Origin of the sequence: Variovorax sp. J31P179 (genome assembly GCF_030316985.1) — a bacterium.
Lineage (GTDB): Bacteria > Pseudomonadota > Gammaproteobacteria > Burkholderiales > Burkholderiaceae_C > Variovorax > Variovorax ginsengisoli_B.
Genome location: NZ_JASZYL010000007.1, coordinates 41,242 through 68,225, shown reverse-complemented (window position 1 = coordinate 68,225; position 26,984 = coordinate 41,242). Strand labels below are relative to the sequence as shown.

Genomic DNA, 26,984 nt, shown 5'->3' with positions numbered 1-26,984 from the left:
ATATGGGACAGAAAATCCACCCTACCGGCTTCCGCCTCGCGGTCAGCCGTAACTGGTCCAGCCGCTGGTACGCAAGCAACAAAGACTTCGCCGGCATGCTGGCCGAAGACATCAAGGTGCGCGAGTACCTGAAGAAGAAGCTCAAGAACGCATCGGTTTCGCGCGTGCTGATCGAGCGTCCCGCCAAGAACGCCCGCATCACGATCTACTCGGCACGTCCGGGCGTCGTGATCGGCAAGAAGGGCGAAGACATCGAGAACCTCAAGCGTGAACTCGGCCGCCAGCTCGGCGTGCCGGTCGCGGTCAACATCGAAGAAGTGCGCAAGCCCGAAATCGATGCCCAGCTGATCGCCGACAGCATCACGCAGCAGCTCGAAAAGCGGATCATGTTCCGCCGTGCCATGAAGCGCGCCATGCAGAACGCCATGCGCCTGGGTGCCCTCGGCATCAAGATCATGTCGTCGGGCCGCCTGAACGGCATCGAAATCGCTCGTTGCGAGTGGTACCGCGAAGGTCGCGTGCCGCTTCACACGCTGCGCGCCGACATCGACTACGGCACCTCGGAAGCCAAGACCACCTACGGCGTCATCGGCGTCAAGGTCTGGGTCTACAAGGGCGACACGCTGGGTCGCAACGACCTGCCGGCCGTCGAAACGCCGCGTCCCGACGACGAGCGCCGCCCCCGCGGTCCGCGTCGCGATGGCCGCCCGGGTGGCGACCGTCCGGGTTCGGACCGTCGCGGTCCTGGCCCGCGCGCCGGTGCCCGTGGCCCGATCGGTGGCAACACCGCGCCGGCCGATGGCAGCGACAAGCCCGCAGAAGCCACTGGTGGAGCTCCGGCTCAACCGGGTGCAGACTCGAAACCCGCCGTTAAGCGCGTACGCAAAGCCGCGCCAGCTGCAGCAGCTGACGGTGCCAAGACCGAGTGATCGGTCTTAGAACTACGGAGTAACAAAAATGCTGCAACCTGCACGCAGAAAGTTCCGCAAGGAACAAAAGGGCCGCAACACCGGCATCGCGACGCGCGGCAACGCAGTGTCGTTCGGTGACTTCGGCCTGAAGTCGATCGACCGCGGCCGCCTGACGGCCCGCCAGATCGAAGCCGCACGTCGCGCGATCTCGCGCCACGTCAAGCGCGGTGGCCGCATCTGGATTCGTGTGTTCCCCGACAAGCCGATCTCCCACAAGCCCGCAGAAGTGCGGATGGGTAACGGCAAGGGCAACCCCGAGTACTACGTCGCCGAAATCCAGCCTGGCAAGGTGATCTACGAGATCGTCGGCGTGCCCGAAGAACTCGCTCGCGAGGCCTTCCGTCTGGCCGCTGCCAAACTGCCGCTGCGCACGACCTTCGTCGCACGCCAGCTCGGCGCCTGATCGAGGACAACACCATGGCAACACGTAAGAAGAAGGAAGTCGCGGCTCCGGCCAAGACTTCGAAGGCCGCAGTGCTTCGCGACAAGGACGTCGCCGGCCTGCAAACCGAAATCAAGGACCTGCAGAAGGCCCATTTCGGCCTGCGCATGCAGAAGGCCACGCAACAGCTGTCGAACACCTCGACGCTGCGCGTCACCCGCCGCGACATCGCGCGCGCCAAGACCATTCTTGCTCAGAAGCAGCAAGAAGCCGCCAAGTAAGGAGTGACCATGACGGAAGCTAAAAAATCCCTCAAGCGCACCTTGATCGGCAAGGTGGTCAGCGACAAGCGCCAGAAGACCGTGACCGTGCTGGTCGAGCGTCGTGTCAAGCACGAGCTCTACGGCAAGATCGTGGCCAAGACCAGCAAGTACCACGCCCATGACGAAAAGGGCGAGTACAAGCTGGGCGACACCATCGAGATCACCGAAAGCCGGCCGATCTCGAAGTCGAAGAACTGGGTCGTGACCCGCCTGGTGCAGAAGGCCGTTCTGGTCTGAATGTAGTAGCCCCCACGCTCCCCACTGCGTGTGGTTCGCTGCCCCCCGAGGGGGCCGCAGGCCGCCTTGGGAGCGGCCCGGCGCCGGCCTGAGCCCCGCGGCAGACGTCCAACCCGAAAGCGGCCCACAATGTGGGCCGTTTTTCTTTTTCTGGAGTACACACATGATCAAAGTCGGCGATTCCCTTCCTTCGGCCACCCTGCAGGAGTATTCCGAGGTGGAAGGCGAGGGCTGCAGCATCGGACCGAACCCGGTCGACGTCACCAAGGCGGCCGCGGGCAAGACCATCGCCTTGTTCGCGCTGCCCGGCGCCTTCACGCCCACCTGCTCGGCCAAGCACGTGCCGGGCTACGTGCAGCACTACGATGACTTCAAGGCCGCCGGCGTCGACGAGATCTGGTGCGTGAGCGTCAACGACGCCTTCGTGATGGGCGCCTGGGCGCGCGACCAGAACACCGGCACCAAGGTCCGCATGCTGGCCGACGGCAGCGCGGCCTTCGCGACCGCCACCGGCCTCACGCTCGACCTGACCTCGCGCGGCATGGGCGTGCGCAGCAACCGCTATTCGATGCTCGTGAAGGACGGCAAGGTCGCGACCCTCAACGTCGAAGGCCCGGGCAAGTTCGAAGTCAGCGACGCCGACACCCTGCTGGCCCAGGCCAAGGGCTAAAGATCCACCTTGAGGTAGTGCGACCCCGCGATGGGGTTGTGATAGTAGGGCGGCACTTCGGAGAAGCCCAGGTCCTCGTAGAGGGCCCGGGCCGACTCCATGTCGTCCAGGGTGTCGAGCAGCACGCAGGCATAGCCGGCGCCGCGGGCGGCATCCAGGATGGCCTCGGCGAGCTGGCGGCCGAGCCCCACGCCCCTGAACTGCGGCCGGACATAGAGCCGCTTCATCTCGGCGGCATTGGGATAGTCGGCCGTGTCGAGCGGCCGCAGCGCACAGCAGCCGGCCACGTGCGCCAGCTGGCCCTGCGACCTCGCCAGCGGCGCTGCATCGACCGGCACCGCCACTTCGCCGACGTCGACCACCGCCAGCAGCAAGGCACCGCGCGGCTCCGCGTACTCTCCCGGCAGGCTGGCCAGTTCCTGGTCGAAATTCTGGAAGCCGAGATCGATGCCCAGCGAATCGGCATAGTCCCTGAAGATCGCGCGCACGGCGTCCAGCTCGTGCGGCTCGTCCGGCGTGATCATGACGATTTCCGGCGTGTCTGCCAGGGGCAGCGGACGCGACAGGGAATGGCTCATTGGCGGTTCATGGACGCAGCGACGCAATCCAGGTCGCGAAAGCGGCACAGGCCGCGAACACGGCCATCGCCAGCAGGCGCGAGGCGGCGTCGTCGCGGCTCGGCGCCGTGCCGCCGTCAGGGAGCCGCTTGTCGCCGGTGATCATCGGCCGCACCAGCCGCTGGCGCCGGACGCCCACGTAGAACAGCACCGCCAGCACATGGAGGCTGGCCAGGCCGATCACGATCCACTTGCCGATCATTGCATGCCAATAGGTCGCTGCGCTGACGATGGCGCCGGGAACGAATTGCGCCAGCGGCCCGGAGGCGGCGATCTCGTCGTCGGACACGAGGCCGGTCGCGACCTGGACCGCCAGCAGCAGAAGCAGGGCGAACACCGACAGCGCGCCGAGCGGCGAATGGCCGACCAGATGGTCGGGAGGGGCCCGCCCTCGCAGGTAGTCGCGCAGCGAGCGCGGCGAATAGAGAAAGGACGAGAAGCGCGACCAGCGGCCGCCCACGAAGCCCCAGGCGATGCGAAACAGCAGCAGCGCCAGCAGCGCGTAGCCGATCCGGAAATGCCATTCCATGGCGCCGCCGAAGCCGGTCGCGATCTGGGCGATCACGGCCACGGCCAGCGCCCAATGGAACACGCGCGTCGGGAGGTCCCAGATGCGGGTCTGCGTGGCGGGACTGGCGTCCAGCCCCGCGCGCTGCGCCTGGGCCGGGATGGAAGCGGTCATCGGTCGGAAAGAAGCGGCTGGAGGCGCAGATTAGCAAACTTCCGGGGTTCCGCGACCTGCGGGTTGTCTCTAGTCGTATGCGGCGGCAAATCCCTAAACTGGCGCGGCGGCATCGCCCGCGCCCAGAAGAAGGTCCCACGAATGAAGAATTCAGCCCTGCTGGCCTTGGCGGCCACCTCTTTCGCGCTGGCGCTGCCGGCGTCTGCGCAGTTCGCCAAGCCCGAGGATGCGATCAAGTACCGCCAGAGCGCGATGTTCATCCAGAACCAGCACTTGGGCCGGGTTGCGGCGATGGCGAGCGGTCGGGTCCCCTATGACGCGGCGGCCGCGACCGCCAATGCGGAGGTGGTGGCGATGATCTCGAAGCTGCCCTGGGCCGGTTTCGGGCCGGGCACCGAGGGCGGCAAGGCCAAACCCGACATCTGGAAGGAACAGGCCAAGTTCAAGGAACTCAACGAGCGCCTGATGACCGAGACGGAAAAGCTCGCAGCGGCCACCAAGGCCGGCAACCTGGACGCCGTCAAAGCCGCGGTGTCGAGCGTCGGCGAGACCTGCAAGACCTGCCACGACACTTTCCGCAGCCGTTGAATACCGCGGCTACGCTTCGGCGAGCAGTTTCTCGATCAGCTTGTGCAGTTCGGCGAAGTCGGGTTCGCCGACATAGCGCTTGACGATCTCGCCGCGCTTGTTGACCACGTAGGTGGTGGGCGTCAGCTGGACATCGCCCCAGGCCTTGGCGACGGCGCCGGTGTTGTCGATCGCGACCTTGAACGGAAGCTTGCGCGTTTCGGCGAAATTGACCACATAGCTGGGGGGGTCGTAGCTCATGGCCACCGCCAGCGTGTCGTAGCCGCGCCCCTTGTACTTGTCGTAGGTGGCGATGACCTTGGGCATCTCGCCGACGCAGGTGACGCAGCTGGTGGCCCAGAAATTGACCAGCGTGACCTTGCCCTTGAGGTCCTCGGTGCTCTTCTTGCTGCCGTCGAGCAGCACGAAAGTCGAGGCCGGCGCCGCCGAGACGCCGGTGTTCAGGTAGACGCCGACCCCGACCGCCAGGGCGAGCGCGACAGCGGCGGCGGATATGACTTTTTTCATGGGCAAGGGATGGAGCGGGCCGCCGGATTTTAGTTCCGATCGGCGGCAGTTCGATAATCGATCTCCCGATGCCCCTGTCCACCCGTTCCCACGCCGCCGCCCTGGCTCTGGCCCTGGCCGGTGCGCTCGCCGGCTGCAGCCCGACCTTCAATTGGCGCGAAGTGCCGATCGGCAGCGAGGGCGTCATCGTCTTGCTGCCCTGCAAGCCGGACCGGGCGACCCGCGCGCTGCCGCTGGGTGTCGAGGCGGTCACGGTGGACATGGCCGGCTGCGAGGCCGGCGGCGCCACCTTCGCGGTGGCCCATGCGGTCGCTGGCAGCCCGGCGCAGGCCGAAGGCTGGGCCCGGGCCTGGCGGGCGGCGACGCGCAGCCAGCTGGCCGGGGCCCCGGCGACCGAGCGCCCGGCCGACTTGCCGCGGGCGGCCTCCGCGCCGCCACCGGTGCGGCTCGACACGCCCGAGGCCGGCGGGCTGCACGTGCTGTGGTTCGCCCAACAGCGCCCGGACGGCGTCTCGCTCTACCAGGCGACCGTGCTCGGCAGGCCGTCGTCGGCCGAGGCGCTCCCCACCTTCTTCGAGGGCTTGCGCCTGCCATGAGCCGTACCGAGGTTGCCTGACGAGCCCGCCCCCGCATAATCGAGAGACCGCCCACCGATCCGCATGACCAGCATTTTCATCATCGCCCACTCGCCGCTCGCCCAGGCGCTGCGCCAGTGCGCGCTGCATGTCTTTCCCGACAGCGAAGCGTCGATCGTCGCGCTCGACGTGCTGCCCAACGTATCGCCGGACGAAACCCTCGCCGCCGCCCGCATCATGCTGGCCCAGATCCAGGCCGCCCCGCGGTCCCAGGTGCTGGTGCTGGCCGACGTGTTCGGCGCGACTCCCTGCAACGTGGCGCAGAAGCTGGTCGATGGCGTCCGCTCGCGTCTCGTGGCGGGGGTCAACCTGCCGATGCTGCTGCGCGCGGTTAGCTACCGCAACGAGCCCCTCGACACGCTGGTGCAGCGGGCGGTCACCGGCGGAACGGCCGGCGTCATGCAGGTGGCCGTGGCGGCGCCGCAGAACCAGGCAAGAAGAAAGCACAGTGACCAAGACATCCGTGACCATCAGCAATAAGCTGGGCCTGCATGCGCGCGCCTCGGCCAAACTCACCAAGCTCGCAGGCAGCTTTCCGTGCGAGGTCTGGCTGTCGCGCGGCGACCGCCGCGTCAACGCCAAGAGCATCATGGGCGTCATGATGCTGGCCGCGGGCATGGGCGTCACGGTGGACGTCGAGACGATCGGCGACAGCGAGCAGGAGGCGCTCGATGCCATCGTCGCCCTCATGAACGACAAATTCGGCGAGGGCGAGTGACCTTCGTCGTCCACGGCCTTCCCGTTGCCCGAGGCATCGCCATCGGGCGGGCGGTGCTGGTGGTTTCGAGCCGCATCGACGTGGCTCACTACTTCATCAAGCCGGAACAGATCGAAGCCGAGATCGACCGGGTCCGCATTGCGCGCAACGCGGTGGCCGAAGAGCTGCTGAAGCTGCAGGCCAACGTCGCGCTGATGGGCCCCAACGACGCGCCGCACGAACTCGCGGCCCTGCTCGAAGTGCACCAGATGCTGCTGCAGGACGAGGTGCTCACGGGCGGCGTCAAGCACTGGATCGTCGAGCGGCTCTACAACGCCGAGTGGGCGCTCACCACCCAACTCGAAGTGGTGGCGCGCCAGTTCGACGAGATGGAGGACGAATACTTGCGCGAGCGCAAGGCCGACCTGGAGCAGGTCGTCGAGCGGCTGCTGCACCGCATGAAGGGCACGGCGGCGGTGCTGGCGCCGACGCCGCCGCGGCGCAAGCGCACCGCCGACGAGGACGATCACCACGACCTGATCGCCGGCGATGCCTTCGATGCGCCGCTGGTGCTGATCGCGCACGACCTGTCGCCGGCCGACATGCTGCAGTTCAAGAAGAGCGTGTTCGCGGGCTTCGTGACCGACGTCGGCGGCCGCACCTCCCACACCGCGATCATCGCCCGCAGCATGGACATCCCGGCCGTGGTCGGCGCCCGCAGCGCCAGCCAGCTGGTGCGCCAGGACGACTGGGTCATCATCGACGGCGATGCCGGGGTGATGATCGTCGACCCGTCGCCGATCATCCTCGCCGAGTACGGTTTCAAGCAGCGCCAGGGCGACCTCGAACGCGGCCGGCTCTCGCGGCTGCGCCACAAGCCGGCCGTCACCCTGGATGGCCAGCGGGTCGACCTGCTGGCCAACATCGAGATGCCCGAGGACACGATCGGCGCGGTCAAGGCCGGTGCGGTCGGCGTCGGCCTGTTCCGCAGCGAGTTCCTGTTCATGGGCCGCGAGGCGCACAACCTCGCGCGGCTGCCCGACGAGGAGGAGCAGTACCAGGCCTACCGGCGCGCGGTCGACGGCATGAAGGGCATGCCGGTGACGATCCGCACCATCGACGTCGGCGCCGACAAGCCGCTGGACGGCAAGCAGCAGCGCGAGGACTACCACCTGAATCCGGCGCTGGGCCTGCGGGCGATCCGCTGGAGCCTGGCCGATCCGGCGATGTTCCTGACCCAGCTGCGCGCCATCCTCAGGGCCGCGGCGCACGGCGAGATCCACCTGCTGATCCCGATGCTGGCGCACGTCAGCGAGATCCGCCAGACGCTGTCGCTGATCGACTTCGCGCGCGCCGAACTCGACAACCGCGGGGCGGTGCACGGCCATGTGAAGCTGGGCGCGATGATCGAGATCCCGGCCGCCGCGCTGACGCTCAAGACCTTCCTGAAGTACTTCGACTTCCTGTCGATCGGCACCAACGACCTGATCCAGTACACGCTGGCGATCGACCGTGCCGACGAATCGGTCGCGCACCTTTACGACCCGGCCCACCCGGCGGTGCTGCGCCTGGTGGCCGAGACCATTGCCGAGTGCCGGCGCCAGGGCAAGGGCGTCAGCGTCTGCGGCGAGATGGCCGGCGACGTCGTCTTCACCCGGCTGCTGCTGGGCCTGGGGCTGCGCAGCTTCTCGATGCATCCCTCGCAGATCCTGGCGGTCAAGCAGGAGGTGCTGCGGGCCGACACCAGCAAGCTCGAAGCCTGGGCGCAGGAGGTGCTGGAGTCGGAGAACCCGGCGGCGGCGCTGGTGCGAACCTAGCCAGATCCGCTGCAATAAAACGAAACACGCCGAAACCGCCGCGAAAGGACTTCGGCGGGCCCCGCGCCGACCATCGAGTCTTCCGGATCACCCCGATCCCCTCTGAAGGAAGACTCTCATGAAACGCTGGTTCAAACGATCTCTTTTCGGCATCGCCGGTGCCGCCCTGCTGGCCGGCAGCCTGGCCGGATGCGGCGGCCATCGCTACGGCTGGAGCGGCTCCGGGCAGGACCGGGCCGAATTCCGGGCCCGGATGGTCGAACGGGTGGGCAGCAAGCTCGAACTCGACGCCGCCCAGAGGCAGAAACTCACTGTCCTGGCCGAGAAGCTGCAGGCGCAGCGGGCGGCGCTGCGCGGCGGCGGCGACCCGCGGGCCGAGTTCCGCAGCTTGTTCGCCGGCGCCAAGCTCGACCAGGCGCGGGCGAAGCAGCTGGTCGACGACAAGACGGCCGCGGTGCAGGCGGGCAGTCCGGAGGTGATCGCCGCGGCGGCGGATTTCTTCGACAACCTGAACCCGGCCCAGCAGCAGAAGGTGCGTGACTTCATGGACCGTCCGCGCTGGGGGCGCCGTGGCTGAGGCCCCTGTCGCCTGGGGGGCGGCCGGGCGCCGTCCGAGACCGGCCGAATCCGATGCGGTGCCGGCGGCAGGCGCCGCCAGTGGTGGCGTGCGCCTGCTGCTGCGGCTCGAAGGACTGGTCGTGCTCGCGGCCTCGCTGGCCGGCTATTCGCAGCTCGGCGCCGGCTGGGGCTCTTTCGCCTTGATGTTCCTGCTGCCCGACCTGTCGTGGCTCGGCTACCTCGCCGGCCCGCGCCAGGGCGCGGCGGCCTACAACGCGGCCCATTCCTACCTGGGGCCGGTGGCGCTGCTGGCGCTCGGCGGCCTGGGCGGCCAGCCGGTGGCGCTGGCGCTCGGGCTGGTCTGGTGCGCCCACATCGGCTTCGACCGGATGCTGGGCTACGGGTTCAAGTACGCGAGCGGCTTCGGCCACACCCACCTCGGCCGTCTCGGACCCGCGGACCCTTGGTGAGCGGCGCAGGCGGTGGGCCAAAATGCAGCGGATGCGCATCCTCCTGATCGACGACGACGAGCACCTCGGTGCCCCGCTGGCGAGCTACTTCGCGCGCTTCGACTTCGCGCTGGACAGCGCCAGCCGGCCGAGCGAAGGCCTGGCGAAGCTGCGCGCCGGGCACTATGACGCCGCGATCCTCGACGTCATGCTGCCCGAGATGGACGGCTTCGCGCTGTGCCGCGAGATCCGCCGGGAGAGCGACATCCCGATCGTCATGCTGACGGCGCGCGGCGACGTGATGGACCGGGTCGTCGGCCTCGAGATCGGCGCTGACGACTACCTGCCGAAGCCCTTCGAGCCGCGCGAGCTGGTGGCGCGCGTCCAGACCATCCTGCGGCGCCGGCGCGCCGTGGCGCCTCCCGCTGCGGCGCCGCAGCAGCGGCTGTTCGAGGGCCTGGCGATCGACCTCGACAAGCGCGAAGTGCTGCGCCACGGCGAGCGGATCGAACTGACCGGCACCGAATTCGAATTGCTGGCACTGCTGGCCGACCCGCCCGGCCGGGTCTGGAGCCGCGACGAGATCCTGAACCGTCTGCGCGGCCACGAGGCCGAGCTCTACACGCGCGCGGTCGACATCGTCGTCAGCCGGCTGCGCAAGAAGCTGGAGCCGCTGGACTGCATCAAGACGCTGCGCAATGCCGGCTACGCCCTGGCCGTCGGGCGGAGCACGCCGCCGTGAGGCCGGCGGGCCCGAGGCGCTCGCGCCGCTGGCGCCACAGCCTGCGGCATTCGCTCAGGGTGCGCCTGATCGTGGTGTTCGTGCTGCTGGCGCTGGCGATGACCGCGGTGTTCCTCGGCGGCGCGCAGCGGGCCTTCTCGACCGGCTGGCGCGACGCTGCCCGGCCGGTCGTGGCCGACTACATGGACCGGATCGTGGCCGAACTCGGGACGCCCCCCGATGTCGCCCGTGCCCAGGCGCTGGTCGAACGGCTGCCGATCTCGATCCGCATCGAAGGGCCGGCCGTCAACTGGGATTCGCACCCCGACAGCCATCGCTTCGGCTTCGGCCCTCGCGGCGATTGGCTCAGCCGCACCACGGCGGATGGCCATCGCGTGAGCTTCGGCATCGGCACCTTGCCCTGGCAGCGCGAGCCCCAGGGCATCGGCTGGATCACGCTGGCCCTGCTGCTGGCCCTGATCGCCCTGGCCTATGCCTATGTCCGCAAGCTGCTGCGGCCGCTCGACGACATCCGCGCCGGCGCCGAGCGCTTCGGCCGCGGCGCCTTCGACACGCCGATCCCGCTGCGCCGTCGCGACGAGCTCGGCGACCTGGCGCAGCGCATCAACACCATGGCGCACGACATCCAGGCCATGCTCGATGCCAAGCGCGGCCTGCTGCTGGCGCTGAGCCACGAACTGCGTTCGCCGCTGACCCGGGCCCGCCTCAATGCCGAGCTGCTGCCGGCGACGCCCGAGGGCGCGGCCGAGCGCGCCGCGCTGCTGCGCGACCTGGCCGAGATGCGTGACCTGATCAGCGACCTGCTCGAGAGCGAGCGGCTGGCCAGCCCGCATGCCGCGCTGCAGCGCGAGCCGGTCGACCTGGTGGCGCTGGTACGCGAGGTGGTGGCCGAGCATCCCGAGGGCAGCCGCGTGGCCGCGGACCTGGCCGAGGGCCTCCCGGCCCTGGCGCTGGACCGTTCGCGGCTCAAGGTGCTGGTGCGCAACCTGCTCGACAACGCGCTGCGCCACGGCGCCGGCGCGGCCCAGCCGCCGCGCATCGCTTTGCGCCGTGGCGACTCGGGCATCGAACTTGAAGTGCGCGACTTCGGGCCCGGTGTCGATCCGGCGCAGCTGGTCCACCTGACCGAGCCCTTCTACCGCACCGACGGTGCGCGCCAGCGCGCCACCGGCGGTGTCGGCCTCGGCATGTACCTGTGCCGGCTGGTGGCGGAGGCGCACGGCGGCAGGCTCGCGGTGCGCAATGCACAGCCGGGGCTGGCGGTCAGCGTCTGGCTGCCTGGCGCATGAAGTCGCTCGGCTGAAAGCGACCGGGCGTTGTCGCCTGCGCAACCGGCCGCCGGGCGGCTTGGGTCTACGATGCGCCGGCATCAGACACCCCAAGGAGACCCGCGCATGAGCACCCTCACCAATCGCCAGGTGCGCCTGGCCAAGCGACCCGAAGGCGCCGCGACGCGCGACAACTGGCAGTTCACCGACGAGCCGGTCGGCGAACCGGCCGAAGGCGGCGTTCTCGTCCAGACCCTGTCGCTCTCGCTCGACCCGGCGATGCGAGGGTGGATGAACGAAGGCAAGAGCTACATCGCGCCGGTCGAGATCGGCGCCGTGATGCGTGCCGGCGGGGTCGGCCGCGTGGTGGCCTCGCACAACCCGGCCTTCGCGGTCGGCGACACCGTGTACGGCACGCTCGGCGTGCAGCAGTACGCGCTGATCCCGCAGGAAGAGATCAAGCGCAACGGCCTGGTCAAGATCGACCTGCGCGCCGGCACCATCGGCCAGTGGCTCAACGTGCTGGGCATGCCGGGCATGACCGGCTACTTCGGCCTCATGGACGTCGGCCAACCGAAGCCTGGCGAGACCGTCGTGGTGTCGGGGGCCGCCGGCGCGGTCGGCCAGACCGTGGGCCAGCTGGCGAAGATCAAGGGCTGCCGCGTGGTCGGCATCGCCGGCGGCGCCGCCAAGTGCGACTGGGTCGTGAAGGAACTCGGCTTCGACGCCTGCATCGACTACAAGGCCGGGCCTTCGGCCGTGCGCGAAGGCCTGAAGGCCCATTGCCCGAAAGGCGTCGACATCTATTTCGACAACGTCGGCGGCGACATCCTCGACACGGTGCTGGCGAAGCTGGCGCGCGGCGCCCGGATCATCATCTGCGGCGCCATCAGCCAGTACAACAACACGACGCCGGTGCAGGGCCCGAAGAACTACCTCAGCCTGCTGGTCAACCGCGCGCGGATGCAGGGCATCGTCGTGTTCGACTACGCCGACCGCTACGGCGAGGCGGTGGCCGAGCTGTCGGGCTACCTGAAGGACGGCCGCATGAAGAGCCGCGAGGACGTCGTCGAGGGCATCGACACCTTCCCGGAGGCGCTGACCCGCCTCTTCACGGGAGAGAACTTCGGCAAGCTGGTGCTCAAGGTCAGCGACTGATCAGCGGGCCCGCGTCCCCATCACCGCGGCGCTGATGATCAGCACCGCGGCCAGTGCGATGCTCCAGCTGAGGGCCCGGCCGGTGACCAGCATCAGCAGCGCGGTCGAGGCCAGCGGCGTGAGGTAGCTCAGGATGCCGATCTGCCGCGCATCGCCGCGCTTGAGCGCCAGGTCCCAGAAGAAGAAGGCGGCGCCCAGCGGGCCCAGCCCGCACAGCACGACCAGCATCCAGTCGCGCGGCGACAGCGTGACCGAAGGTTCGAGCAGCGCATGGCAGACCAGCGAGAGTGCCCCCGACAGCAGGCCGAACAGCCCGATCGCGGTGGTCGGGAAGGCCGGCACGCGCTGCGTCCAGAGCGAATAGCTGGCCCAGATGAAGGCCGAGCCCAGCGCCGGCAGGAAGCCCCAGTACGAGCTCGCGCCCGCCGCGCCGGCGCCGCCGCGCGCGCCGAGGATCGCGATCGCCGCGCCGGCGAAACCCAGCAGCGCCGCCAGCACGTGCAGCGGACGCAGCGACATGCCGGGCAGCAGCACCGGCGCCAGCACCACCATGAACAATGGCCAGAGGTAGTTGACGAGGTTGGCCTCGACCGGCGGCGCATGGCGCAGCGCGATGAAGAGCAGGAAGTGGAAGCCGAACAGGCCGTAGACGCCGAGCGCCAGCGTGCGCGGCGGGATCGCCCAGGCCTTGCGGTCGCGCAGCGCCAGCGGCCAGCTCATCGCACTGCCGATCACCAGCGCGAGCCCGGTAAGCAGAAAGGGCGGCAGGTGCGAAAGCGAGGTGCCCAGCGAGGCCAGCGTCGCCCAGAGGGCGATCGCGGCGAGGGCATGGAGGGTCGACGACATGGCCGCCGAGCTTAAGCGCTGCGATCGTCGCGAATCGACGGGACGTCGTCGCGCGACGAGGGTTCGAGGCTTCAGCGCGCGCTGCCCGAACGCCGCATCGCTGCCGTCAGCGCCGACGGCGATCGATAGCCTGTTCTGCGGGCGGCTTCCGCGACGCCGATGCCGCGATCGCGCAACTGGCGCGCATGCAGCAGCCGTTGCGCGCGCAGCCAGTGCATCGCGCTCACGCCCTGTTCGTCGCGGCAGCGCTGCGCGAACTGGCTCGGGCTCAGGCAAGTGACGGCTGCGAGATCCGCGACGCCGAGCGGGCGATGCCAGCGGCTGCGCGCCCAGTCCGACAGACCCTGCCAGTCGATCGCGCGACGGCGGCCATTCGGCACGATCGGCCCCCAGGCTTCGAGCAGCAGTGCCGGTGCATGGTGCAGGGCGGAGGCCGAGGTCGAGGGCGCTGAAACGCACAGCGCCAGATAGCGCGCCAGCGCCAGCAGTTGCGGTGCCAGCGGCGCGCGGCCGGCGCATTGCGCCCACAGGTCCTGGGCGGTGTCGAGGATGAGGCAGCGGCTGCCGTCCTTCGATTCGAAATCGTGCCGGTCGCCGGGCGTCACCACCCAGCCCTCGCCAGCGCCGACGCGGCGGCCCCGGCCTTCGACTTCCAGGTCGAGCACGCCGTCAATGCCGATCAGAACCTGGAAATGGTCGTGCGCGTGGCTGCCGCGCGAGGCGCCGTAGCGCCGCAGCGAAAGTCCCAGCGATGTGGAGTCCGGGGTGTCCATGGAAGTCGACGGATTTTCTCCCGCGCATGCGGCCCGGTCACCCCAGCCGCAGCAGCAGCGCCGAGGCGCCGCACACCAACAGGAACGGGATGCTCAGGCGATGGAATTCGCGCAGCCCGTTCGGCACCTTCGCCAGCCGCAGCGCGATCAGGTTGGCGAGCGAGCCCAGCACGCAGCCGAAGCCGCCGACGCTGACGCCCGCGGCCAGGGCCGGCAGGTCGTGCACGAAGGGATCGAGCACGATCGTGGCGGGCACGTTGCTGATGAACTGCGAGGTGAAGATCGCCGCCAGGTAGGCGCGCCAGCCCTCGCCGATCGGCAGGCCGCCGAGCAGGGTCGCCACCGCCGGCAGTTCGGCCAGCTGCCGCAGGTCCACGAACATCAGCGCGATGATGGCCAGCAACGCCCAGTCGACGCCCAGCAGCACCCGCGGGCGCAGCAGCAGGAAGGCGCCGAAGACCACGCCGAGGCCGGCCAGAAGCCAGTGGCGGTCGAGCGCGATCACGAAGCCGACGAACAGCAGGCCCGACAGCGCCAGCAGCCGCGGCTGCACCGGCGCCGCTTCGGTCGATGGCTTGAGCGCGATCGGGATCCGCGGCACGCCGAACCAGATCGCCGCGAAAAGCCAGAACAGCATCACCCCCACGGTCGGGCCCATCATGGCCACGAAAGAGAGGAAGCTCTCGCCCGAGCGATGCCAGAGGAACAGGTTCTGCGGGTTGCCGATCGGCGTCAGGGCCGAGCCGGCATTGACCGCCAACGCCTCGATCACCACCAGCCGTGCCAGCGGCAGATGGGCCTGGGTCGCCAGCACCCGCGTGAGCGGCACCAGCAGGAACAGGCTGACGTCGTTGGTCACCAGGGCCGACAGAACGGCCGCGCTGGCGGCCAGCAGCAGCACCAGGCTGCGCAGGTCGTCCGTGCGCGCCAGCAGCCGCGCCGCGGCGGCCTGCAGCATGCCGCTGCGCTCGACGCCCTGGGTGATCGCCAGCAGCCCGGCCAATGCCCCGATGGTCTGCCAGTCGACCAGCCGGAGGTAGTCCATCGGTGCGCGCGGCCGGACCAGGGCGAAGAGGACGGCCGCGGCGATCAGCACCCAGAGCAGGCCGTTGCCGCCGCCTTCGTGGGGCGCGGCCTCCGAGGTGGGTTCAGCGCGCGACGAGTTCACGCAGTTCGCGCTTGAGCACCTTGCCGATCGCGCTGCGCGGCAACTCGTCGATGAACTGCAGGCGAGCCAGGCGCTGGGTCTTGCCGAGCTGGTCGTTGGTCCATTGCAGGATCGTGTCGGCGGCCGTGTCGTCGCCGGCCCGGCGCACCACGAAGGCCACCGGCGTCTCGCCCCATTGCTCCGACGGAACGCCGACCACCGCGACATCGGCCACCGACGGATGGGCCCGCACCACGGTCTCGAGGTCGCTCGGGTAGATGTTGAAGCCGCCGCTGATGATCATGTCCTTCTTGCGGTCGAACAGCGTCAGGAAGCCGTCGTCGTCGAAGCGGCCGACGTCGCCGGTGCGGATGAAGCGCTTGCCGCTCGGGTCGAACCATTCGGCCTCGCGCGTCTTGGCGGGCTGACGGTGGTAGCCGACCATCATGCCGGCCGAATGCCCGACCACTTCGCCCGCTTCGCCGCGCGCCACCTCGCGGCCTTCCTCGTCGATCAGCCGGATGTCGCTGCCCTCGGCCGGCTGGCCGACGGTGTGCAGCTTGTCGGGGTGCAGGTGGGCTTCGAGGATGCAGGTGCCGCCGCCTTCGGTCATGCCGTAGAACTCGATCAGTCCGCCGGGCCAGCGCTGGAGCACGTCGGCCTTGAGGGCCGCGTTGAAGGGCGCGCTGGTGCTGAATTTGTACTGGAAGCTCGTCAGATCGTGGGATCCGAAATCGGGCCGGGCCATCAGGCGCTGGTACTGCACCGGCACCAGCATGGTGTGCGTGACGCGGCGGCTTTCGGCGAGCTTCAGATACGCCGCCGCATCGAACTTCGGCATCAGCAGCACGCAGCCGCCGAAGGCCAGGGTCGGGAAGAACACGACCAGCGTGGTGTTGGAGTAGAGCGGCGTCGACAGCAGCGTGACCGTCTCGGGGCGGTACTCGTACCTGGCGCCGCGCTGCACGTGCGCCCAGCGCATGCCGTGGCCCTGGACGATGCCCTTGGGCTCGCCCGTGGTGCCGGAGGAATAGATGATGTTGAAGGGCGACGAGCGCTCCAGCTCGACCGCGGCGGGCCGAACGCCCGCTGGTGCGAGCCAGGCCTCGAAGTCGCCGCCGGCGGCCGAGCCGTCGAGCGCGAGGCGCGGGATGGCGCCCGGCGCTGCCGGCCCGATCACCTCGGCCGCCGCCTGGTCGACGAACAGGATGCGCGCGCCCGCATCCTCGATCATGCGCGCGAGGCTGGCTTGTGTGGAGCCGGGTGCGAGCGGCGCGACCGCGACTCCGGCGCGCAGTGCACCCAGGAACACGGCCGCGTAGTTCACGCTCGATGCGGCGCAGATCGCGATGGAGTCGCCGGCCGCCAGGCCGTCGCGCTGCAGGCTGGCGGCGATGCGGTCCATCAAGGTGTCGAGCGCGCCGTAGCTCAGTTCATGCGTGGCGTCGGCCAGGGCGGGCCGTTCGGGCGCTTGCTGGGCATGGATGGAGATCAGTTCGGCGATCAGGCCGAAATCGCGCTGGATGGCGGCTTCGAAGTTGCTCATTTTTCGGTGGCTTCAATGGATCAGCGGTGGCCGCAAGGGCTGCGCAATCTTACGCGTCGCACCCGTGGAGGGCGGCGGGTGCGATTACGACTTTTCTGATTTCCTTGCCTCTCTCCGACCCCTAGCATCCTGCGTTCGGTCGAGTTCAATCAGCTGTTTTTCCAGGAGTTTCATGTCTTCCAAGAAGGTCAGGGTGGTGGTCCAGGGCGGCGACGGCAGGAACGTCGTCCAGGACCTTGCCTTGCACGGCCAAGCCCCCCGGATCAAGGTCCAGCCCAAGGTCAAGTACCTGCTCCAGGGCCATGACGATGGGTTCGGGCCCGAAAACGTCACGGCGACCCGGGTCGGCCACGCTCTGCATATCGCGCTCGAAGGCGAATCGAGTCCGGGCCTGATCCTCGAGGACGACTTCTCCGGGTCGGATGTCGAGGGTCTCTTCGGCGGCGCCGAGGACGGCCGGTTGCACTCCTACGTGCCCACCGATGGCGGCGAGATCTTCGATCTGGCCGAAGGCGAGCCACTGCCACTGGGCCTGGGCAGCGAATCCCACGGCGCCGGCGCACCCTCTCTGATCGCGGACAGCCAGGACGGCGGCTTCGGCTTCGCGCCGCTGGCGCTGCTGGGCGGGCTGGCGGGGCTCGGCCTGAGCGGGGCTTTCGGTGGCCGCGGCCCCGATGGGGTCGATCATCCCGCCGGGGACGCACCGGCGCCGTCGGCGCCGCTCGAACCCGAGGCGGACGCCCCTGCCACCGAGGACCTCAGCCACCTCGTCACGGAGACCGGCGAATTCGCAGGCCTCGTCTTCGACGTCCAGGCGGGCAGCGAGGTGGACGGAGGCTCGGGCGACGATCTGATGAGGATCACCGCGACCGACTTCTCCCGGCTGGACGGCGGTGGCGGCATCGACACGCTGGTGCTGGATGGCAGCGACATGCGTCTCGACCTCTCGGCACTGGGCTCGAAGGTGCAGCACATCGAGAGGTTCGACCTCGGCGCGGGCCACAACACGCTGGCGCTGAAGGCGGGCGATGTGCTGGCCAACGGACAGCCCGACGTGGTGCTGGAAGACGGCAGGACGCAGATGGTGGTCAACGGCGCGCAAGGCGAGGTGGATCTTCTCGACGGCGTGACCGACGGCTGGAGCAACCATGGCGCGGCCACCGTCGGGGGCGTGACCTACAACGTCTACACCAACCTGGCAGGCACAGCCGAGCTACTGGTCGAAGACCGGGTGCAGGTCGCGATCCTGTAGGCGGAACTTCAACCTTCTTGAATCCCGCAGAGGCTCCTTCGAGCTTCTTGCGTCTTCTCATGCATTCGAAATCCATTCCTTCTCTTGCGCGCCGGGGCGCCGGCCGCCGGTTCCTTGCTTCGGTGCTGTCGCTGCTGTGCCTGGCGGCCGCGCCGGCTGCATCCGCGCGGAGCGGCCCGCGCGACGATGGGCCGGTCTACGTTCCGGTGCCGGCAGTTGCGTCGCACCAGGCCCAGCTGATTCTCTTCCGCGGCGCGGCACCGGATGCCGAAGTCGACAAGCGCGGCCTCGGCGCGCATGTCTACGTGGACGGTGAGTTCCATGGCGCCCTGCTGCCCAACGGCTGGACCCGCCTGTGCGTGGCCCCCGGCGATCATTCGATCGAGGCCTACGTGGGCGACGCACCCCTGTACCGGGGCAAGGCGCGGCCGGCGACCCGTGTCAGCCTCGAAGGCGGCAAGACCTATTTCGCGGGCGTCCTGGAACAAGGCGCTGTGGAGCTCCGGCCCTTCCGTCGCGCCGAAGCCGAGGGCCTGCTCGAGGGCAAGCGCGAGCAGCGCCACCTGCTCAGCCGCGCGAGCGCGGTGGTGCCCTGCGAGGGTCGGCCTGCATCGGCCTCGCTCCAATAGGTATGCAGCTCGAGGATCGCGGCGCGCGACCGGACCCTCGTCCTTCGCCCTAGACGCCCGCGGCGTGCGCCTGCTGGTCCGCGTGGTAGCTCGAGCGCACCATCGCGCCGACGGCCGCATGGCTGAAGCCCATCTTGTAGGCCTCTTCCTCGAACATCTTGAAGGTGTCGGGATGCACGTAGCGGCGCACCGGCAGGTGGCTGTTGCTGGGCGACAGGTACTGGCCGATGGTCAGCATGTCGATGTCGTGGGCGCGCATGTCGCGCATCACCTGCAGGATCTCTTCGTCGGTCTCGCCGAGGCCGACCATGATTCCGCTCTTGGTCGGCACGTCGGGGTGCAGCGCCTTGAACTTCTTCAGCAGGTTGAGGCTGAACTGGTAGTCGCTGCCCGGCCGCGCTTCCTTGTAGAGGCGCGGCGCAGTCTCGAGGTTGTGGTTCATCACGTCCGGCGGTGCGGCCTTGAGGATCTCCAGCGCGCGGTCGTCGCGGCCGCGGAAGTCGGGCACCAGGATCTCGATCTGCGTCGTCGGCGAGAGCTCGCGGATGTTGCGGATGCAATCGACGAAGTGCTGGCTGCCGCCGTCGCGCAGGTCGTCGCGGTCGACGCTGGTGATCACCACGTACTTCAGGCGCAGCCTGGCGATGGTCTTGGCCAGGTTCAGCGGCTCGTCGGTGTCGAGCGGGTCGGGCCGCCCGTGGCCGACGTCGCAGAACGGGCAGCGCCGGGTGCACTTGTCGCCCATGATCATGAAGGTGGCCGTGCCGTTGCCGAAGCACTCGCCGATGTTCGGGCACGAAGCCTCCTCGCACACCGTGTGCAGGTTGCTCTCGCGCAGGATCTGCTTGATCTCGTAGAAGCGGGTGGTCGGCGAGCCGGCCTTGACCCGGATCCACTCGGGCTTCTTGAGCACCTCGCCCTGCACCACCTTGACCGGGATGCGCGACAGCTTGGCCGCGGCCTTCTGCTTGGCGAGCGGGTTGTAGTTTTCGGGGCCTTGTGCGTCGCGGACGACTTCGACGGTGCTCATGGCAACTCTCTTTGACGGGGCTCAGGGCGCGAGGTAGGCGGCCAGCTTGCGGCCAAGCACCTGCGCGGCTTCGTCCCAGGTTGTTCGAACGCCGATTGTAGAAAGATCGACGGTTTCAAGCCCTGCGTAGCCGCAAGGGTTGATGCGGGTGAAGGGTTCCAGGTCCATCGCCACGTTGAGCGCCACGCCGTGGTAGGTGCAGTGGCGGCTGACCTTGATCCCGAGCGCGGCGATCTTGCCCAGGCCCCGGAAAGGGTCGGCGGGATGCTGCGGGCCAGTGAGCGCCGCATGCGAGAACGGGTCGTCCAGCCGCACGTAGATGCCGGGTGCGCCGGCCACCCGGTGCCCCGTGACCTCGAAATGGGCCAGCGTGCGGATCACGGCCTCCTCGATCCGGTAGACGTATTCCTTCACGTAGTAGCCGGCCCGCTTGAGGTCGATCAGCGGGTAGGCCACCACCTGGCCCGGGCCGTGATAGGTCACCTGGCCGCCGCGATCGGTCTGCACCACGCGAATCGGGCCCGGGTTCAGCACGTGGTCGGCCTTGCCCGCCAGGCCCTGGGTGTAGACCGGCGGATGCTCGCAGAGCCACAGCTGGTCGGGACTGTCGGGGCTGCGCGCCTGCGTCGCCTGCTGCATGGCGGCGTAGGTCGGGGCGTAGTCGACGCGGCCGAGCAGCGTCGGCGCGAGCGCTGGGGTCAGAGCACCACCTTCACCATCGGGTGGCTCGACAGCGCGCGATAGATGTCGTCGAGCTGTTCGCGGCTGGTGGCGGTCACGGTGATGGTCACGCCGAGGTAGTTGCCGGCCTTGCTGTTGCGAAGCTCGATGGTGGTGGCGTCGAACGTCGGGTCGAACTGCTCGGCGATCAGCGTCACGGCATGCACGAAGCCATCGGCCTTCGCGCCCATCACCTTGATCGGGAACTGGGAGGGGTACTCGATCAGCGATTCCTTGCGGGCGTCGATCGGGGTGTCGGGGGCTTGGGTCATGCGGGCACTCCTTGAAATCCTTGTCGTTGCGTGCTGCGGGCCTTGGCCTGCTGGTAGCCGGCGTAGAGCGCCTGGTAGATCGGGCCGGGGCGGCCGGCGCCGATGGTGCGGCCGTCGAGCGTCACCACCGGCAGCACTTCCTTGCTGGCGGAGGACAGCAGCAGTTCATCGGCGCCGAACACCTCCTCGCGCGCGATGCGGCGGAGCGTGAACGGGATGCCGGCGTCGGCGCAGATCTGCTCGATCAGGCCGTAGCGGATGCCGGCCAGCACCAGCTGGTCCTTGGGCGGTCCGCTGACGATGCCGTCCTTCACCACCCAGACGTTGCTGGAGGAGGCCTCGCTGAGCCCTTCGTCGCGGAACATGATCGTCTCGGCGGCACCGGCCTCGACGCTGATCTGCCGCGCCAGCACCGCGCCGAGCAGGCTGGTGGCCTTGATGTGCGCTTTCTGCCAGCGGAAGTCGGGTGCGCTCACGCAGGCCACGCCCTGGGCGCGCACCGCGTCGGCGACCGGTTTCATGGGGTTCACCATCACGAACACCGTGGGCGCGAGGCCCTGCGGCATCGCATGGTCGCGCGGCGCCACGCCGCGCGTCACCTGGATGTAGATGCCCTGCATGCCGGCGCGCTGGTCCGGCGGCGCGGCGTCGACCAGCCGCATCGCGATCTCGCGCCATTGCGCGAGCGACAACGGATTGCGAATCTGGAGTTCGGCCAACGAACGCTCGAGCCGTGCCATGTGCAGGTCGAAGCAGAAGGGCTGGCCGTCGTAGGTCGGCACCACCTCGTAGACGCCGTCGCCGAAAATGAAGCCGCGGTCGAGCACGCTGATCTTGGCGTCGCGCAGCGGCGTATAACTGCCGTCGAGGTAGCAGAGGTTGTCCGGGAGGGCGTGGGCGATCGGGTGCATGGAGAATTATGGTGGGGGCGCGCAGAGCTTTCCCAAGCGGGTTCGGAGCGCCCCGGCGCCGGACCGGGGAACTTTTCCTCCGCATCCGTGTGGGCTGGCGGAACGCCATGGGTTTTTACTTATAATCAATGGCTTTGTAGAAATTCTGGTTCGTCATCCGGGCTTCATTCGAAATGAAAACAATCGCCCGCAGTGCATCGAAAGAGGTCCCCGAGGATCCCGAGGATGGCGACGGTCCGGAAGAAGAGTTCAAGCCGCTGACCGCCGAAGAGGCCCAGCGGCTGCGCGAACTGAAGCCGCTGATCTCGCCCTGGCGGGTGATCGCGATTCAGGTCGTTGGGGGGCTGCTGGTGGCATTGGCTGCCTGGGGTCTGACAGGGAGGCAAAATCTGGGGTGGTCCGCCGGATACGGCGCGCTGGCGGTGGTCATTCCGGCGGCGGTGTTCGCACGGGGGCTCACCGGACGTTTTGCATCCCTGAATCCGGGCACTGCGGTGTTCGGGTTCTTCTTGTGGGAAATGGTCAAGATGGCCTTGACGGTGGCGATGCTGATCGCCGCGCCAAGGCTGATTTCGGAACTGAGCTGGCCGGCGATGCTGGTGGGCTTGGTGGTGACAATGAAGGCGGCTTGGGTGGCGGTGATGCTGGCCCCGAGGCGCCTGAAACTTTGAGACGAGTAACGGATGGCTGCTGAAAACGCTGCGGAACACGGTATGACCGCTGGTGAATACATCGTTCACCACTTGACGCACCTGCAAAGCTCCAAGCCTGGAGGTGTGGCCGATCTCTCCGTCTTCAACTTCGACTCGCTGTTTTTCTCGATCCTGCTCGGCGTGCTGGGCTGCTGGATCCTGTGGCGGGCCGCCCGCAAGGCGACTTCGGGTGTTCCCGGGCGCTTCCAGGCCGCGGTCGAGATCCTGGTCGAGGTCGTCGACCAGCAGGCCAAGGGCATCGTGCACAACGTCGAGAGCCGCAAGTACGTCGCTCCGCTGGCGCTGACGATCTTCGTGTGGATCTTCATGCTCAACGCGATGGACCTGTTCCCGGTCGATCTGTTCCCGGCCATCTGGGCCAAGATCTTCGGCATCGCCGGCCACGACCCGGAGCATGCCTACCTGCGCGTCGTGCCGACGGCCGACCTCTCGGTGGCGATGGGCATGTCGGTCACGGTGCTGATCATCTGCCTCTACTACAACATCAAGATCAAGGGCCTGGGCGGCTGGATCCACGAGCTCTTCACCGCGCCTTTCGGCAACCACTGGGCGCTGTACCCCTTCAACTTCGCCATGCAGATGATCGAGTTCATCGCCAAGACGGTCTCGCACGGCATGCGGTTGTTCGGCAACATGTATGCCGGCGAACTGATCTTCCTGCTGATCGCCCTGATGGGCGGCGCCTGGACGCTGTCCGCCACCGGCATCTTCCTGGCGCTCGGCCACATCATCGCGGGCACGGCCTGGGCCATCTTCCACATCCTGATCATCACGCTGCAAGCCTTCGTGTTCATGATGTTGACGCTGGTCTACATCGGCCAGGCGCACGATCACCACTGATCATTCGTTTTCGTTTTCTTTTCTCTTCAACCAAAGTCCTCTAGGAGTCATCATGGAAGTTATCAGCTTTGTCGCACTGGCCGCCGGCCTGATCATCGGTCTGGGCGCTGTCGGTGCATGTATCGGCATCGGCATCATGGGCAGCAAGTACCTCGAATCGGCTGCCCGTCAACCCGAGCTGATGGGCGAACTGCAAACCAAGATGTTCCTGCTGGCCGGTCTGATCGACGCCGCGTTCATCATCGGTACCGGTATCGCGCTGTGGTTCGCAACGGCCAACCCGTTCCTCTCGCAAATCGCCAACCTGCCGAAGTAATCGGGTCCAGGCTTTCTCGTCGAACCCATGTCGTTCCGCGCTGAATGGCCTCGGATTCATTCCCAAAGAGAGGGTGAAAAGTGAGCATTACCGGTACCCTGATCGTCCAGATGATCGTGTTCCTGATCCTTGTCGGGTTCACGATGAAATACGTGTGGCCGCCGATCGCCAAGGCGTTGGACGATCGTGCCCAGAAGATCGCCGAAGGCCTCGCAGCCGCCGACAAGGCCAAGAGCGAACTGTCCGCCGCCAACAAGCGCGTGGAAGTCGAACTCGGCCAGGCGCGCAACGAGTCCGCCCAGCGTCTTGCCGATGCCGAACGTCGTGCGCAGGCCATCGTTGAAGAGGCCAAGGGCCGCGCCACGGAAGAAGGCAACAAGATCGTTGCGGCCGCCCGCGCCGAAGCCGAGCAGCAAGCCGTGAAGGCCCGTGAGGCCCTGCGCGAGCAAGTCGCCGCGCTGGCCGTCAAGGGCGCCGAGCAGATCCTGCGCAAGGAAGTGAATCCGGCCGTCCACGCCGATTTGCTGGCCCGCCTGCAGACCGAACTCTGATCACGCCATGGCCGAACTCGCCACCATCGCACGTCCCTACGCCGAAGCGCTGTTCAAGGCGTCTTCGTCGGACCTCGCCGGAACCGGCGCCTGGCTCGACAACGTCGCCGCCATCGCCGCCAATCCCGAGTTGCTCCAGTTTGCGGACAACCCCAAGGCCACGCCCGAGCAGGTGCTCGGCGTTGTCGCCGCCGCGCACGGTTCGCCGCTGCCGCCTGCGGCGAACAACTTCCTGATGGCGTTGCTCGAGAACGGCCGCTTCACCGCGCTGCCCGAGATCGCCAAGCAGTTCCGCGTGCTGGCCAGCGCGCAGAGCGGCACGTCGGATGCCGTGGTGTACAGCGCCTTCCCGATCGACGGCGCCGCCCTGGGCAACATCTCCGCCGCGCTCGAAAAGCGTTTCGGCCGCAAGCTGCAGTTCACGGTCCAGCAGGACCCGTCGCTGATCGGCGGCATTCGTGTGGTGGTCGGTGACGAAGTGCTCGACACCTCCGTCAAAGCGCGCCTTGAACAAATGAAAGTTGCGCTGGCAGCCGCTTGAGGTCGCCAGCCCCTTACAAAGAAAGAAGGAAAGAGTCATGCAACTCAATCCCGCAGAAATTTCCGAACTGATCAAGAGCCGCATCGAGGGCCTCGGCGTCAGCGCGAACATCCGCAACGAAGGCACCGTGGTGTCGGTGACCGACGGCATCGTGCGCGTGCACGGCCTGTCGGACGCGATGCAGGGCGAAATGCTCGAGTTCCCGCCGTCGGCCGACGGCACGCCGTCGTTCGGCCTGGCGCTGAACCTCGAGCGCGATTCGGTCGGCGCCGTGATTCTGGGCGAGTACGAGCACATCTCCGAAGGCGACACCGTCAAGTGCACGGGCCGCATCCTGGAAGTGCCGGTGGGCCCCGAACTGATCGGCCGCGTGGTGAATGCACTGGGCCAGCCGATCGACGGCAAGGGTCCGATCAACGCCAAGATGACCGACGTGATCGAAAAGGTCGCCCCGGGCGTGATCGCCCGCAAGTCGGTCGACCAGCCGATGCAGACCGGCCTGAAGTCGATCGACTCGATGGTGCCGATCGGCCGTGGCCAGCGCGAGCTGATCATCGGCGACCGCCAGACCGGCAAGACCGCCGTGGCGATCGACGCGATCATCAACCAGAAGGGTCAGAACATGACCTGCGTCTACGTCGCGATCGGCCAGAAGGCTTCGTCGATCAAGAACGTGGTGCGCGCTCTGGAACAAGCCGGCGCGATGGAATACACGATCGTGGTTGCAGCTTCCGCTTCGGAATCGGCCGCCATGCAATACGTGTCGGCCTATTCGGGCTGCACGATGGGCGAATACTTCCGCGACCGCGGCCAAGATGCTCTGATCGTCTATGACGACCTGTCCAAGCAGGCTGTGGCCTACCGCCAGGTCTCGCTGCTGCTGCGCCGCCCGCCGGGCCGCGAAGCCTACCCCGGCGACGTGTTCTATCTCCACAGCCGCCTGCTCGAACGCGCAGCCCGCGTCAACGCCGAATACGTCGAAGCCTTCACCAAGGGTGAAGTCAAGGGCAAGACTGGCTCGCTGACCGCGCTGCCGATCATCGAAACGCAAGCCGGCGACGTGTCCGCTTTCGTTCCGACCAACGTGATCTCGATCACCGACGGCCAGATCTTCCTGGAAACCAACCTGTTCAACGCCGGTATCCGCCCCGCCATCAACGCCGGTATCTCGGTGTCGCGCGTGGGTTCGTCGGCGCAGACCAAGGTCATCAAGGGCCAGTCGGGCGGTATCCGTACCGACTTGGCGCAGTACCGTGAACTGGCTGCGTTCGCGCAGTTCGCTTCCGACCTCGACGAAGCGACCCGCAAGCAGCTCGACCGCGGCGCCCGCGTGACCGAACTGCTCAAGCAGACCCAGTACAGCCCGCTGCCCATCTCGCTGATGGGTGCCACGCTGTTCGCGGTCAACAAGGGTTTCATGGACGACATCGAGATCAAGAAGATCCTGCCCTTCGAACACGGCCTGCACCAGTTCCTGAAGTCCAGCCATGGCGCGCTGCTCGACAAGATCGAGCAGTCCAAGGCGCTCGACAAGGACGCCGAAGCCGAACTGAACACGGCCGTCGCCGCGTTCAAGAAGTCGTTCGCCTGATCGACGACCAAGGAAGAGCTATGAGCCCCCACACTCGCATTCGCTCGTTGCCCCCCGAGGGGGCGCGTACCTCCTTGAGGCGGCTCGGCGGAGGTACCCATGGCAGCTGGTAAGGAAATCCGCGGCAAGATCAAATCGGTGGAGAACACCAAGAAGATCACCAAGGCCATGGAAATGGTCTCGGTTTCCAAGATGCGCAAGGCGCAGGAACGCATGCGCGCGGCCCGCCCCTACAGCGAGAAGATCCGCGACATCGCGGCCAACCTCGGCCAGGCGAACCCGGAGTACACGCACGCCTTCATGAAGACGAGCGAGGCCAAGGTGATCGGGTTCATCGTCGTGACCAGCGACAAGGGCCTGTGCGGCGGCTTGAACACCAACCTGCTGCGCGCCGTGACCGCCAAGATGCGCGAGGCGCAGGCGGCCGGCAAGACGATCGACTCGGTCGCCATCGGCAGCAAGGGCCTGGGCTTCCTGAACCGCATCGGCGCGCGGGTCGTCTCGCACGTCACGCACCTGGGCGACACGCCGCACCTCGACAAGCTCATCGGGCCGGTCAAGGCGCTGCTCGACGCCTACGCCGAAGGCAAGGTCTCGGCCGTGCACCTCTGCTACACCAAGTTCGTCAACACCATCAAGCAAGAGCCGGTGGTGGAGCAACTGCTGCCCCTGGCCGCGGACACGCTGCGCACCGAGTCGGGCCATCACTCGTGGGACTACATCTACGAACCCGATGCGCAAAGCGTGATCGACGAGCTGCTGGTGCGCTATGTCGAATCGCTGGTGTACCAGGCAGTGGCCGAGAACATGGCGTCCGAGCACTCCGCCCGGATGGTGGCCATGAAGGCCGCGACCGACAACGCGGGCAACGTGATCGACGAACTCAAGCTGGTCTACAACAAGACCCGCCAGGCAGGCATCACCAAAGAGCTGTCGGAAATCGTCTCGGGCGCCGCGGCGGCCGCCGGCGTCTGAGCCTTTCGGCCCTCAACAGATTTAAATTTT

Annotated in this window: 35 protein-coding genes; 24 read left to right on the top strand and 11 right to left on the bottom strand. The window is 67.8% G+C overall.

The genetic code is table 11. The features are described 5' to 3' along the window. Nucleotides 1-2: 2 nt before the first annotated feature. The 5 genes from rpsC (at nucleotide 3) to QTI17_RS19120 (ending at nucleotide 2,583) form a co-directional block, all read left to right on the top strand. Nucleotides 3-929: a 30S ribosomal protein S3 gene (gene rpsC / locus QTI17_RS19140; RefSeq protein ID WP_286371178.1), complete on the top strand. Its 927-nt coding sequence runs from the start codon at nucleotides 3-5 to the stop codon at nucleotides 927-929. A gap of 28 nt (nucleotides 930-957) precedes the next feature. Beyond that, the gene (gene rplP / locus QTI17_RS19135; RefSeq protein WP_028250943.1) at nucleotides 958-1,374 is read left to right on the top strand and encodes a 50S ribosomal protein L16; all 417 of its coding nucleotides are present in this window, start codon (nucleotides 958-960) and stop codon (nucleotides 1,372-1,374) included. A 14-nt stretch (nucleotides 1,375-1,388) separates the two neighbouring features. Next, nucleotides 1,389-1,634, top strand: a complete 246-nt coding sequence (gene rpmC, locus QTI17_RS19130) for a 50S ribosomal protein L29 (protein ID WP_286370948.1) — start codon at nucleotides 1,389-1,391, stop codon at nucleotides 1,632-1,634. Between the two features lie 9 nt (nucleotides 1,635-1,643). Then, entirely contained in the window at nucleotides 1,644-1,913 is a 270-nt protein-coding gene (gene rpsQ, locus QTI17_RS19125; RefSeq protein ID WP_286521867.1) for a 30S ribosomal protein S17, read from the top strand. A gap of 163 nt (nucleotides 1,914-2,076) precedes the next feature. After that, the gene (locus QTI17_RS19120) at nucleotides 2,077-2,583 is read left to right on the top strand and encodes a peroxiredoxin (protein WP_286534990.1); all 507 of its coding nucleotides are present in this window, start codon (nucleotides 2,077-2,079) and stop codon (nucleotides 2,581-2,583) included. On the opposite strand, the gene QTI17_RS19115 is transcribed toward QTI17_RS19120, so the two are convergent. After that, nucleotides 2,580-3,161, bottom strand: a complete 582-nt coding sequence (locus QTI17_RS19115; protein ID WP_286534989.1) for a GNAT family N-acetyltransferase — start codon at nucleotides 3,159-3,161, stop codon at nucleotides 2,580-2,582. The two genes, QTI17_RS19120 and QTI17_RS19115, sit on opposite strands and share 4 nt — an antisense overlap. A 7-nt stretch (nucleotides 3,162-3,168) precedes the next feature. After that, nucleotides 3,169-3,882, bottom strand: a complete 714-nt coding sequence (locus QTI17_RS19110; protein WP_286534988.1) for a cytochrome b/b6 domain-containing protein — start codon at nucleotides 3,880-3,882, stop codon at nucleotides 3,169-3,171. Between the two features lie 141 nt (nucleotides 3,883-4,023). Here QTI17_RS19110 and QTI17_RS19105 point away from each other — a divergent pair, with 141 nt between their 5' ends. Beyond that, the gene (locus tag QTI17_RS19105; RefSeq protein WP_286534987.1) at nucleotides 4,024-4,470 is read left to right on the top strand and encodes a c-type cytochrome; all 447 of its coding nucleotides are present in this window, start codon (nucleotides 4,024-4,026) and stop codon (nucleotides 4,468-4,470) included. 9 nt (nucleotides 4,471-4,479) lie between these two features. Here QTI17_RS19105 and QTI17_RS19100 read toward each other — a convergent pair whose 3' ends face one another. Further along, nucleotides 4,480-4,977 (bottom strand): TlpA disulfide reductase family protein, encoded by a 498-nt coding sequence (locus QTI17_RS19100; protein ID WP_286506358.1) that lies wholly within the window; start codon nucleotides 4,975-4,977, stop codon nucleotides 4,480-4,482. Nucleotides 4,978-5,045: 68 nt separating this feature from the next. Here QTI17_RS19100 and QTI17_RS19095 point away from each other — a divergent pair, with 68 nt between their 5' ends. The 9 genes from QTI17_RS19095 to QTI17_RS19055 all read left to right on the top strand — a co-directional run bounded on the left by QTI17_RS19095 (nucleotide 5,046) and on the right by QTI17_RS19055 (nucleotide 12,301). Then, nucleotides 5,046-5,573 (top strand): hypothetical protein, encoded by a 528-nt coding sequence (locus QTI17_RS19095; protein ID WP_286534986.1) that lies wholly within the window; start codon nucleotides 5,046-5,048, stop codon nucleotides 5,571-5,573. 63 nt (nucleotides 5,574-5,636) lie between these two features. Further along, nucleotides 5,637-6,092 (top strand): PTS sugar transporter subunit IIA, encoded by a 456-nt coding sequence (locus QTI17_RS19090; RefSeq protein WP_286534985.1) that lies wholly within the window; start codon nucleotides 5,637-5,639, stop codon nucleotides 6,090-6,092. Beyond that, nucleotides 6,061-6,330 carry an HPr family phosphocarrier protein gene (locus tag QTI17_RS19085; RefSeq protein ID WP_286521874.1) on the top strand — a complete coding sequence of 90 codons (270 nt, stop codon included), beginning with the start codon at nucleotides 6,061-6,063 and terminating at the stop codon, nucleotides 6,328-6,330. The genes QTI17_RS19090 and QTI17_RS19085 overlap by 32 nt, the downstream gene beginning before the upstream one ends. Continuing rightward, nucleotides 6,327-8,126, top strand: coding sequence for a phosphoenolpyruvate--protein phosphotransferase (gene ptsP, locus QTI17_RS19080; protein WP_286534984.1), 1,800 nt, complete (start codon nucleotides 6,327-6,329; stop codon nucleotides 8,124-8,126). The genes QTI17_RS19085 and ptsP overlap by 4 nt, the downstream gene beginning before the upstream one ends. 118 nt (nucleotides 8,127-8,244) lie before the next feature. After that, nucleotides 8,245-8,703 carry a Spy/CpxP family protein refolding chaperone gene (locus QTI17_RS19075; protein ID WP_286534983.1) on the top strand — a complete coding sequence of 153 codons (459 nt, stop codon included), beginning with the start codon at nucleotides 8,245-8,247 and terminating at the stop codon, nucleotides 8,701-8,703. Further along, nucleotides 8,696-9,154 (top strand): DUF4260 domain-containing protein, encoded by a 459-nt coding sequence (locus tag QTI17_RS19070; RefSeq protein WP_286534982.1) that lies wholly within the window; start codon nucleotides 8,696-8,698, stop codon nucleotides 9,152-9,154. Before QTI17_RS19075 ends, QTI17_RS19070 begins: the two co-directional genes overlap by 8 nt. A 31-nt stretch (nucleotides 9,155-9,185) precedes the next feature. Then, nucleotides 9,186-9,875 carry a response regulator transcription factor gene (locus QTI17_RS19065; protein ID WP_286534981.1) on the top strand — a complete coding sequence of 230 codons (690 nt, stop codon included), beginning with the start codon at nucleotides 9,186-9,188 and terminating at the stop codon, nucleotides 9,873-9,875. Next, complete coding sequence (locus QTI17_RS19060) at nucleotides 9,872-11,164, top strand: HAMP domain-containing sensor histidine kinase (protein ID WP_286534980.1); 1,293 nt, start codon at nucleotides 9,872-9,874, stop codon at nucleotides 11,162-11,164. Before QTI17_RS19065 ends, QTI17_RS19060 begins: the two co-directional genes overlap by 4 nt. A gap of 105 nt (nucleotides 11,165-11,269) precedes the next feature. Continuing rightward, on the top strand, nucleotides 11,270-12,301 hold the full coding sequence (locus tag QTI17_RS19055) for an NADP-dependent oxidoreductase (RefSeq protein ID WP_286534979.1): 1,032 nt from the start codon (nucleotides 11,270-11,272) through the stop codon (nucleotides 12,299-12,301). Here the strand turns inward: QTI17_RS19055 and QTI17_RS19050 are convergent, their stop codons facing one another. The 4 genes from QTI17_RS19050 to QTI17_RS19035 all read right to left on the bottom strand — a co-directional run bounded on the left by QTI17_RS19050 (nucleotide 12,302) and on the right by QTI17_RS19035 (nucleotide 16,613). Next, nucleotides 12,302-13,147 carry a DMT family transporter gene (locus tag QTI17_RS19050; protein ID WP_286534977.1) on the bottom strand — a complete coding sequence of 282 codons (846 nt, stop codon included), beginning with the start codon at nucleotides 13,145-13,147 and terminating at the stop codon, nucleotides 12,302-12,304. A 71-nt stretch (nucleotides 13,148-13,218) separates the two neighbouring features. Next, nucleotides 13,219-13,920, bottom strand: coding sequence for an AraC family transcriptional regulator (locus tag QTI17_RS19045; RefSeq protein ID WP_286534976.1), 702 nt, complete (start codon nucleotides 13,918-13,920; stop codon nucleotides 13,219-13,221). A gap of 37 nt (nucleotides 13,921-13,957) precedes the next feature. Beyond that, nucleotides 13,958-15,088, bottom strand: coding sequence for an SLC13 family permease (locus tag QTI17_RS19040; protein WP_286534975.1), 1,131 nt, complete (start codon nucleotides 15,086-15,088; stop codon nucleotides 13,958-13,960). After that, nucleotides 15,069-16,613 (bottom strand): class I adenylate-forming enzyme family protein, encoded by a 1,545-nt coding sequence (locus QTI17_RS19035; protein WP_286534974.1) that lies wholly within the window; start codon nucleotides 16,611-16,613, stop codon nucleotides 15,069-15,071. Before QTI17_RS19035 ends, QTI17_RS19040 begins: the two co-directional genes overlap by 20 nt. A gap of 172 nt (nucleotides 16,614-16,785) precedes the next feature. Between QTI17_RS19035 and QTI17_RS19030 the strand changes: the two genes are divergently transcribed. Beyond that, a complete protein-coding gene (locus QTI17_RS19030; protein ID WP_286534973.1) occupies nucleotides 16,786-17,865 on the top strand; it encodes a hypothetical protein in 1,080 nt (359 codons plus the stop codon). Nucleotides 17,866-17,924: 59 nt separating this feature from the next. Next, nucleotides 17,925-18,494: a hypothetical protein gene (locus QTI17_RS19025; RefSeq protein WP_286534972.1), complete on the top strand. Its 570-nt coding sequence runs from the start codon at nucleotides 17,925-17,927 to the stop codon at nucleotides 18,492-18,494. A 49-nt stretch (nucleotides 18,495-18,543) separates the two neighbouring features. Here the strand turns inward: QTI17_RS19025 and lipA are convergent, their stop codons facing one another. The 4 genes from lipA to QTI17_RS19005 are packed head-to-tail and all read right to left on the bottom strand — an operon-like array spanning nucleotide 18,544 to nucleotide 21,427. Then, nucleotides 18,544-19,524: a lipoyl synthase gene (gene lipA, locus QTI17_RS19020; RefSeq protein ID WP_286534971.1), complete on the bottom strand. Its 981-nt coding sequence runs from the start codon at nucleotides 19,522-19,524 to the stop codon at nucleotides 18,544-18,546. Between the two features lie 21 nt (nucleotides 19,525-19,545). After that, a complete protein-coding gene (gene lipB, locus QTI17_RS19015) occupies nucleotides 19,546-20,226 on the bottom strand; it encodes a lipoyl(octanoyl) transferase LipB (RefSeq protein ID WP_286535341.1) in 681 nt (226 codons plus the stop codon). Beyond that, entirely contained in the window at nucleotides 20,223-20,516 is a 294-nt protein-coding gene (locus QTI17_RS19010) for a YbeD family protein (RefSeq protein WP_286521897.1), read from the bottom strand. The genes lipB and QTI17_RS19010 overlap by 4 nt, the downstream gene beginning before the upstream one ends. Continuing rightward, nucleotides 20,513-21,427 (bottom strand): D-amino acid aminotransferase, encoded by a 915-nt coding sequence (locus QTI17_RS19005; protein WP_286534970.1) that lies wholly within the window; start codon nucleotides 21,425-21,427, stop codon nucleotides 20,513-20,515. The genes QTI17_RS19010 and QTI17_RS19005 overlap by 4 nt, the downstream gene beginning before the upstream one ends. Before the next feature lie 173 nt (nucleotides 21,428-21,600). Between QTI17_RS19005 and QTI17_RS19000 the strand changes: the two genes are divergently transcribed. The 7 genes from QTI17_RS19000 (at nucleotide 21,601) to atpG (ending at nucleotide 26,954) form a co-directional block, all read left to right on the top strand. Next, the gene (locus tag QTI17_RS19000) at nucleotides 21,601-22,098 is read left to right on the top strand and encodes an ATP synthase subunit I (RefSeq protein WP_286534969.1); all 498 of its coding nucleotides are present in this window, start codon (nucleotides 21,601-21,603) and stop codon (nucleotides 22,096-22,098) included. A gap of 12 nt (nucleotides 22,099-22,110) precedes the next feature. Beyond that, nucleotides 22,111-22,980, top strand: coding sequence for a F0F1 ATP synthase subunit A (gene atpB, locus QTI17_RS18995; RefSeq protein WP_286534968.1), 870 nt, complete (start codon nucleotides 22,111-22,113; stop codon nucleotides 22,978-22,980). Nucleotides 22,981-23,032: 52 nt separating this feature from the next. Then, nucleotides 23,033-23,296 (top strand): F0F1 ATP synthase subunit C, encoded by a 264-nt coding sequence (atpE, locus tag QTI17_RS18990; protein ID WP_019657641.1) that lies wholly within the window; start codon nucleotides 23,033-23,035, stop codon nucleotides 23,294-23,296. 80 nt (nucleotides 23,297-23,376) lie between these two features. Further along, nucleotides 23,377-23,847 carry a F0F1 ATP synthase subunit B gene (locus tag QTI17_RS18985; RefSeq protein ID WP_286521901.1) on the top strand — a complete coding sequence of 157 codons (471 nt, stop codon included), beginning with the start codon at nucleotides 23,377-23,379 and terminating at the stop codon, nucleotides 23,845-23,847. Nucleotides 23,848-23,854: 7 nt separating this feature from the next. Further along, nucleotides 23,855-24,388 carry a F0F1 ATP synthase subunit delta gene (locus QTI17_RS18980; protein WP_286534967.1) on the top strand — a complete coding sequence of 178 codons (534 nt, stop codon included), beginning with the start codon at nucleotides 23,855-23,857 and terminating at the stop codon, nucleotides 24,386-24,388. Between the two features lie 37 nt (nucleotides 24,389-24,425). Continuing rightward, nucleotides 24,426-25,979 carry a F0F1 ATP synthase subunit alpha gene (gene atpA / locus QTI17_RS18975; protein WP_286535340.1) on the top strand — a complete coding sequence of 518 codons (1,554 nt, stop codon included), beginning with the start codon at nucleotides 24,426-24,428 and terminating at the stop codon, nucleotides 25,977-25,979. A 99-nt stretch (nucleotides 25,980-26,078) separates the two neighbouring features. Further along, entirely contained in the window at nucleotides 26,079-26,954 is an 876-nt protein-coding gene (gene atpG / locus QTI17_RS18970; protein WP_286534966.1) for a F0F1 ATP synthase subunit gamma, read from the top strand. Nucleotides 26,955-26,984: the final 30 nt, after the last annotated feature.